Below are 5,749 nucleotides of genomic sequence, written 5' to 3'. Positions count from 1 at the left end.
TCTACTCGACTAGTTTAAGTACATTTCTTCACAAAGTTAAAAAAGGAAATTTTCCCAATTTTTATTTATAACAGCATAACGTTGATTCGGGAATATTGAACTTTGCTACCTGCTAATTGAATTCTACTTCATCTGGAGACTTTTAAATTAAAATGTTTCCTTTCTTCTGACAGACTTATTAAATTTCGAAAACAATCAATTCAATCATCTTTTCGTATAGAAAAACTTATTAAGAAACATGCACTAGAAAAAATATATATCATATATAGGTGATATCCCGTTTGAATGCTTGAGGAGGATATTATGAAACCTATGTTACCTAGTGAAAAATATTTCGGTAATTTAGAACTAGTTTATGCATTTTATGGGGCTATGCCTACAGGTGTTACTGTTTCAGAGACCGGTCGTATTTTCATTTGCTTTCCGAAATGGGGAGACGATGTTAAATTTACGGTGGCGGAAATTGTTGAGGATAAATTGCAGCCTTATCCTAATTTACAAACCAATTTGGTTAACCCCGAGAATATCACAATGACTTTCATCAGTGTCCAAAGTGTAGTTGCTGATGGAAGGGGAACGCTTTGGATATTAGATACAGCAGCACCCAATTTTTCTGAACCTATTAAAGGGGAGGCAAAATTAGTCGCTGTTGATTTAGAAACCAATACAATAAGAAAAGTATATATCTTTACAGAAGATGTTGTCCTGCCTACAACTTATCTAAATGATGTCCGTTTTGATTTTCGTGTTGGAAAAGCAGGTTATGCCTATATAACAGATTCTTCTTCAAGAGGACCAGGAGCTATTATAGTCGTAGATTTATCAAATGGAAACGCGTTTAGACGGTTAAATGGGGCAAATTCAACTTCACCCGATCCATATTTTTTACCGAAAGTAGAAGGTCAAATTTTAATGAATCGAAACAAAGACGGTTCAACTTCTCCATTTAGATTGGCGTCTGATAGTCTTGCGATTTCTCCCGATGGAAAGATATTATTTTTTGCTCCACTAACCAGTCGTCATTTGTATTCAATCTCAACAGAAGCCCTGAGAGACAGAACGATACCGGACATGGATTTACCTTATCATGTGGAGTATTGGGGAGAAAAAGGTGCTTCTGATGGAATGATCACCGATGCAAAGGGAACTGTTTATGCTGGAGATTATGAAAACAACAGTATCCGTAAGATATTGCCAAATGGCATAATGGAAACTATCGCACATGATCAGAGAATTTTGTGGCCGGATACTTTTTCAATTGGTCCGGATCAATATTTGTATGTCATTGTGAACCAATTACATCGACAGCCTAGATTTCATTATGGAAAAGACTTACGACAGAAACCTTATAGTTTACTTCGTATCAAAATTGATGAATTTCCTGCTCCGACCTTTTCGTAAAAATATTCAATTAATTGTTTTCATTATAGAGTATAAAACAAACACGAGTAAGAAGTATTAATTTTATTTACTTCTGCGAAATAAACTCAAAATGGTTTACTAGGAACAGTTTATTTGGTGAATGTTAAACTGTTCCTGGGATTTTTTTATAATGTCGGTAAGTTCAATGCTGTATATTATTTAAATCCAAACTGATCTGTTTGTTTGTATCCCAAGCATGGTACCATCCTTCAATTGGACTAAATTAAAATGTGTATCAAAAATATTATAAACTATGTGTTTACTCTTCCTTCTGTACTATACACCACGTTTATTTCCCCAAATATAGGTATGAAGTTGAGGAAGTACTTTCACATTTCTCAACTCCGTATCTAACATAGATTTATTAATTAACCATTCAAATTTCTGTAGTAACTGGGAAATTAGTTGTTGATTGTTTGTTGTTTGATTATCGTCATTTCCTACTTGTAAGAAGAATGGGATGTCAGGATAACGACAATGCACCTTTTTTGCATAGTCGTAATCTTGATCATCAAATACAACTACTTTTAAACTAGTATTTTGCGCAGGGTCGGTTTCCTTAAGGTTATTAATTATCATATCAAGTGCATCGAAGTCTGTTACCATCTTAGAACTGGGTGGTTTAGGAGAAAGCGTTAATTCATTGATTTTTAAAAACCAATCCTGCCACTTGCTACCCTGTGTTTCCAAAGCTACTTTTATATTATTTGCTTTTAATAAATCTATTAGGTAATCAAGGTTTTTTAATAGTGCGGGATTTCCACCAGATATTGTTACAAATGAGAAACCGTCACCGCCTATTGATTTTAGTTCTTGCCAAATTTCTTCTGCATCCATTTGTCTAATTAAATCTTTACCAGATCCGTCCCAAGTAAACGCAGAATCACACCATGAACATGAGTAATCACAGCCAGCTGTTCTAACAAACATGGTCTTTTGGCCAATAACCATCCCTTCCCCTTGAATGGTAGGACCAAATATTTCCATTACCGGAACTTTACTCAACTTCCATCCACTCCCGTCTTACCTCTGAGTAACTAGTAGGTGTTTCATATAAACGAACAGATTCTAATCTAACATCATTATATTTCTCTGACCTTTTATTCAAAGACTCCATCATTTTCTCATAAATCCAAACAACCATATTTTCTGCTGTTGTATTCATTTTTGGTAAGGTTTCATTAAGATATCGATGATCAAGGTAGATTTCAATTTCCTGTTTCCATATCTCTTTGATGTCACCAAAATCAATTCCCAGACCAATTTCATCAATAAAACCACTTATACCAAACACAACTTTATAGGTGTGCCCGTGAAGATTCTTACACTTTCCTTCATAACAATGGAGATGATGTGCTGCATCAAACGTAAATTCCTTACTTACAAGTACGCGTTTACTATGGTATTTTAGTTCACTTCTTTTAATATCTTGGTCCATTTTTTGTAGATTTTCCACTATTTTAAAACCAAAAAAGTCGTTCCCCATTATACCTCCGCTCCTTCTTTTGATCTAATATATTTTTCTAACCCACGCTTTCTTAGCTTACATGCTGGGCAATACCCACAACCGTCACTTATTACTCCTTCGTAACAAGTTAAGGTTTTCTTACGAACATAATCAAGTGCATTTAATTCATCAGCAAGTTTCCATGTTTCTGCCTTATCTAACCACATTAACGGAGTATGGATAACAAACTGCTTGTCCATTGATAAATTAATGGATACATTTAGAGATTTAATAAAAGCATCTCTACAATCTGGATATCCACTAAAGTCAGTTTCACACACACCGGTAATTATGTGCTTTGCATTCACTTGATTTGCTAAAATTGCAGCGAAGGATAGGAAGATCAAATTACGTCCCGGAACGAAAGTCGAAGGTAACTCTCCATCTTCTCCCTCTTTTATTTCAAAATCATCTCTTGTTAATGCATTAGGAGCCAGTTGATTTAGAAGTTGCATATCTAACAAATGATGTCTAACATTTAACTCTTTTGCAATATTTTTTGCACACTCAATTTCTTCTTTATGCCTTTGATTATAATTAAAAGTTACAACTTCAACTTCTTTAAAGGTTTTTAAAGCCCAAAACAAACACGTTGTACTATCTTGTCCACCGCTAAAAACCACTATCGCTTTTTCATCCTTTAACATAAAAAACTTCCTTTCAAAAGAAAAAAAACAGTACCCAAGATGAAGGACTGCTTCTTCTTAGTTTTTTTAAAGAGGGGTGCTAGAACCTCTACCGCAAAATTGCGTAATTTAATTTATGATTTACTAAATATTATATCACAAGTGTATTCCCATTAAATATTTTTAAATTTTCCATTAAAAGGAATAAGTTTAGTTTAAGTAGAAAATAGTTATTGTTCGACTAAATTTCATTTGGTAAAATAATGTAAAAGTTAAGAGGGATACATATGATTAAATACCCGTTTTTAGAAAGAGATGCAACCATAGGAGTCACAGCACCTTCATCTGGGGTACAAGTTGAGTTACTGGACTGGTTTTTACAAATGGGGTTACAAGCAGCAAGTTGGTCGACAGTCTATAGTGTGGGCAGCCCAATTTTTTTAGGTATACCGTTTACCACAAGGACCTAAAATAATAATCTTATAAAACAATGCACATCAATTAAAAAGTATAATAGGCGTTCAACTTTAGTTAAATTTATTAAGGATTGTATATATATAAACTAGTGCTCTTGTGTAATATTAGATGCTACTATTTAGCTGAAATTATTGCTACACAATCTTCAATTAAAGGGCGCTTTTCTGAAAAAAGGAAAGCGTCTTTCTACATGAAAAGGGCCTTTTAATGGAAGAAGAATATTAAGAAAGAATACTTATAGTAATGATAGTATATATATGGTTTTTGTGAAAGGTTGTACTTAAACGAAAGGGCAGTATAGTTGAACAGACAGGTATTTTCGGAAGGACATCGAAGTAATTAATATAGCTGATAAGGGGTGTGAGGTAACTTGTTTTATGATAGTTTTGGTTCAGTTATTTATGCTTTATTAATTTGGTGGGGAGCGTTTCTCTTATTTCAAAGAATAAATAATCGCTACCTAAAAGGTAACACTTGGAAAAAGGACATCATCTTAACATTTATCCAAAGTGTAGTAGTTACCTTAATTTTATCACCTTTATTAGCTATTTTACTTATAAACTAAATTAAATATCAAATAAAGTAATAGGTGTTAGATTTAAAATGGTGAATGTTTTAATGTTCCCTGTTTACTGGAGGGGTTTTATGGGAGAAAATCCATCATTTATTTGTCTAATACTTGTCTTTTTTCATTGGATATTAAGAATAATCATAACTGGAAATATTAAAGTAGAACTTCCAGAGGATGCTAAAGATTTTGACCCATACGGGATTACCTACCTCCTAACTTTACTCTTAATAACGGTATTCTAGAGGAAGGTTCTGGGACTTTGTCTATTCAATTTTAGGCTAGTACTATTAAATAAAAAATACCAAACAAAATAAGCATTTTGTTTACAGGGCAAGGCATGCGTNNTCAATATAGGGGTTAAATTTAGCTCATAGTTTAAATTACCCACAATTTGTAAATTGAATACAACTTTTTTTGGATATGTCCTGTTGAAATTAAAAGGACCTTAAATGTTTTAAATCACAATAAGATTTACAATAAAATGCTTAATCTTTTATTTCCTATCGTTTCTTCTTAAGCCCAAAAGACCGGCTAAACCAATTAAGCCAATCCAACCCCAATCCATATCGTCATCGTCATCAGCGTTAATATCATTGTTATTGCCGTTTTGAGCAACATGCATGACTTTGTTACCTTCTTTTTGGTTGTAGAAGTCTGTGGTTAGGTTTTGAGCATTTCCTATTGAAGTCCCAAAAAGAATAGAAGTAAATAATAGGGCAAAAGTTGAACTTAGAATTTTTTTTAACACCAGTTTTTTCCTCCATTCATAGGTATAAATTTAAAGTTTGCATTTTTAACAATAATTATGCAGGAATAAACATTTTTAATGATTCATGTCACTTGTTCCAGGACTATATTCGTTAGGCATTTCCGGCATTAATGGAACCGGATAACCTTTTGGAGGTTCTGTAACTGAAAGATCTCCTCCATTCCGACTGGGTGTTTGACCTTGAAAAATCTCACTTATTCTTGTCTCATCCAATTTAAAGTTAAACTGAGTATTGTGAAATCCCATTTCAACATATTTTCTACATTCAGGATATTTATTTATATCGTAATTTGGGCAGAATATAATTTCTTCTCCCCTTATACTAAGTAATAAATTATCTAACAATTTTCTGCTTTAGAATGATGTAAAGGAGGTGG

6 protein-coding genes and 1 pseudogene are annotated in these 5,749 nt (G+C 33.2%); 2 read left to right on the top strand and 5 right to left on the bottom strand.

What is annotated here, in order from left to right:
* Nucleotides 1-303: 303 nt before the first annotated feature.
* The gene (locus V7149_RS13905) at nucleotides 304-1,401 is read left to right on the top strand and encodes an L-dopachrome tautomerase-related protein (protein WP_335346218.1); all 1,098 of its coding nucleotides are present in this window, start codon (nucleotides 304-306) and stop codon (nucleotides 1,399-1,401) included.
* A gap of 297 nt (nucleotides 1,402-1,698) precedes the next feature.
* Here V7149_RS13905 and queE read toward each other — a convergent pair whose 3' ends face one another.
* From queE to queC, 3 genes are read right to left on the bottom strand one after another with little or no spacing between them, the layout of a single operon-like run.
* Nucleotides 1,699-2,427: a 7-carboxy-7-deazaguanine synthase QueE gene (gene queE, locus V7149_RS13900; RefSeq protein ID WP_335346217.1), complete on the bottom strand. Its 729-nt coding sequence runs from the start codon at nucleotides 2,425-2,427 to the stop codon at nucleotides 1,699-1,701.
* Nucleotides 2,420-2,908 (bottom strand): 6-carboxytetrahydropterin synthase QueD, encoded by a 489-nt coding sequence (gene queD / locus V7149_RS13895; RefSeq protein WP_335346216.1) that lies wholly within the window; start codon nucleotides 2,906-2,908, stop codon nucleotides 2,420-2,422. The genes queE and queD overlap by 8 nt, the downstream gene beginning before the upstream one ends.
* Nucleotides 2,908-3,576, bottom strand: a complete 669-nt coding sequence (gene queC / locus V7149_RS13890) for a 7-cyano-7-deazaguanine synthase QueC (protein ID WP_335346215.1) — start codon at nucleotides 3,574-3,576, stop codon at nucleotides 2,908-2,910. The genes queD and queC overlap by 1 nt, the downstream gene beginning before the upstream one ends.
* Nucleotides 3,577-4,677: 1,101 nt before the next feature.
* On the opposite strand from queC, the gene V7149_RS13885 reads away from it, so the two are divergent.
* Nucleotides 4,678-4,845 (top strand): hypothetical protein, encoded by a 168-nt coding sequence (locus V7149_RS13885; protein WP_335346214.1) that lies wholly within the window; start codon nucleotides 4,678-4,680, stop codon nucleotides 4,843-4,845.
* Nucleotides 4,846-5,096: 251 nt separating this feature from the next.
* Here the strand turns inward: V7149_RS13885 and V7149_RS13880 are convergent, their stop codons facing one another.
* Both V7149_RS13880 and V7149_RS13875 read right to left on the bottom strand, forming a co-directional pair.
* Nucleotides 5,097-5,351, bottom strand: coding sequence for a WGxxGxxG family protein (locus V7149_RS13880; protein WP_335346213.1), 255 nt, complete (start codon nucleotides 5,349-5,351; stop codon nucleotides 5,097-5,099).
* Nucleotides 5,352-5,426: 75 nt separating this feature from the next.
* Nucleotides 5,427-5,669 (bottom strand): annotated as a pseudogene (locus V7149_RS13875) (manganese catalase family protein); the annotation flags it as partial.
* Nucleotides 5,670-5,749: the final 80 nt, after the last annotated feature.

This window comes from Bacillus sp. JJ1503 (assembly GCF_036965125.1).
In the GTDB taxonomy this organism is placed as follows: domain Bacteria; phylum Bacillota; class Bacilli; order Bacillales; family Cytobacillaceae; genus Cytobacillus.
This window is presented reverse-complemented; position numbering and strand designations above follow the sequence as displayed.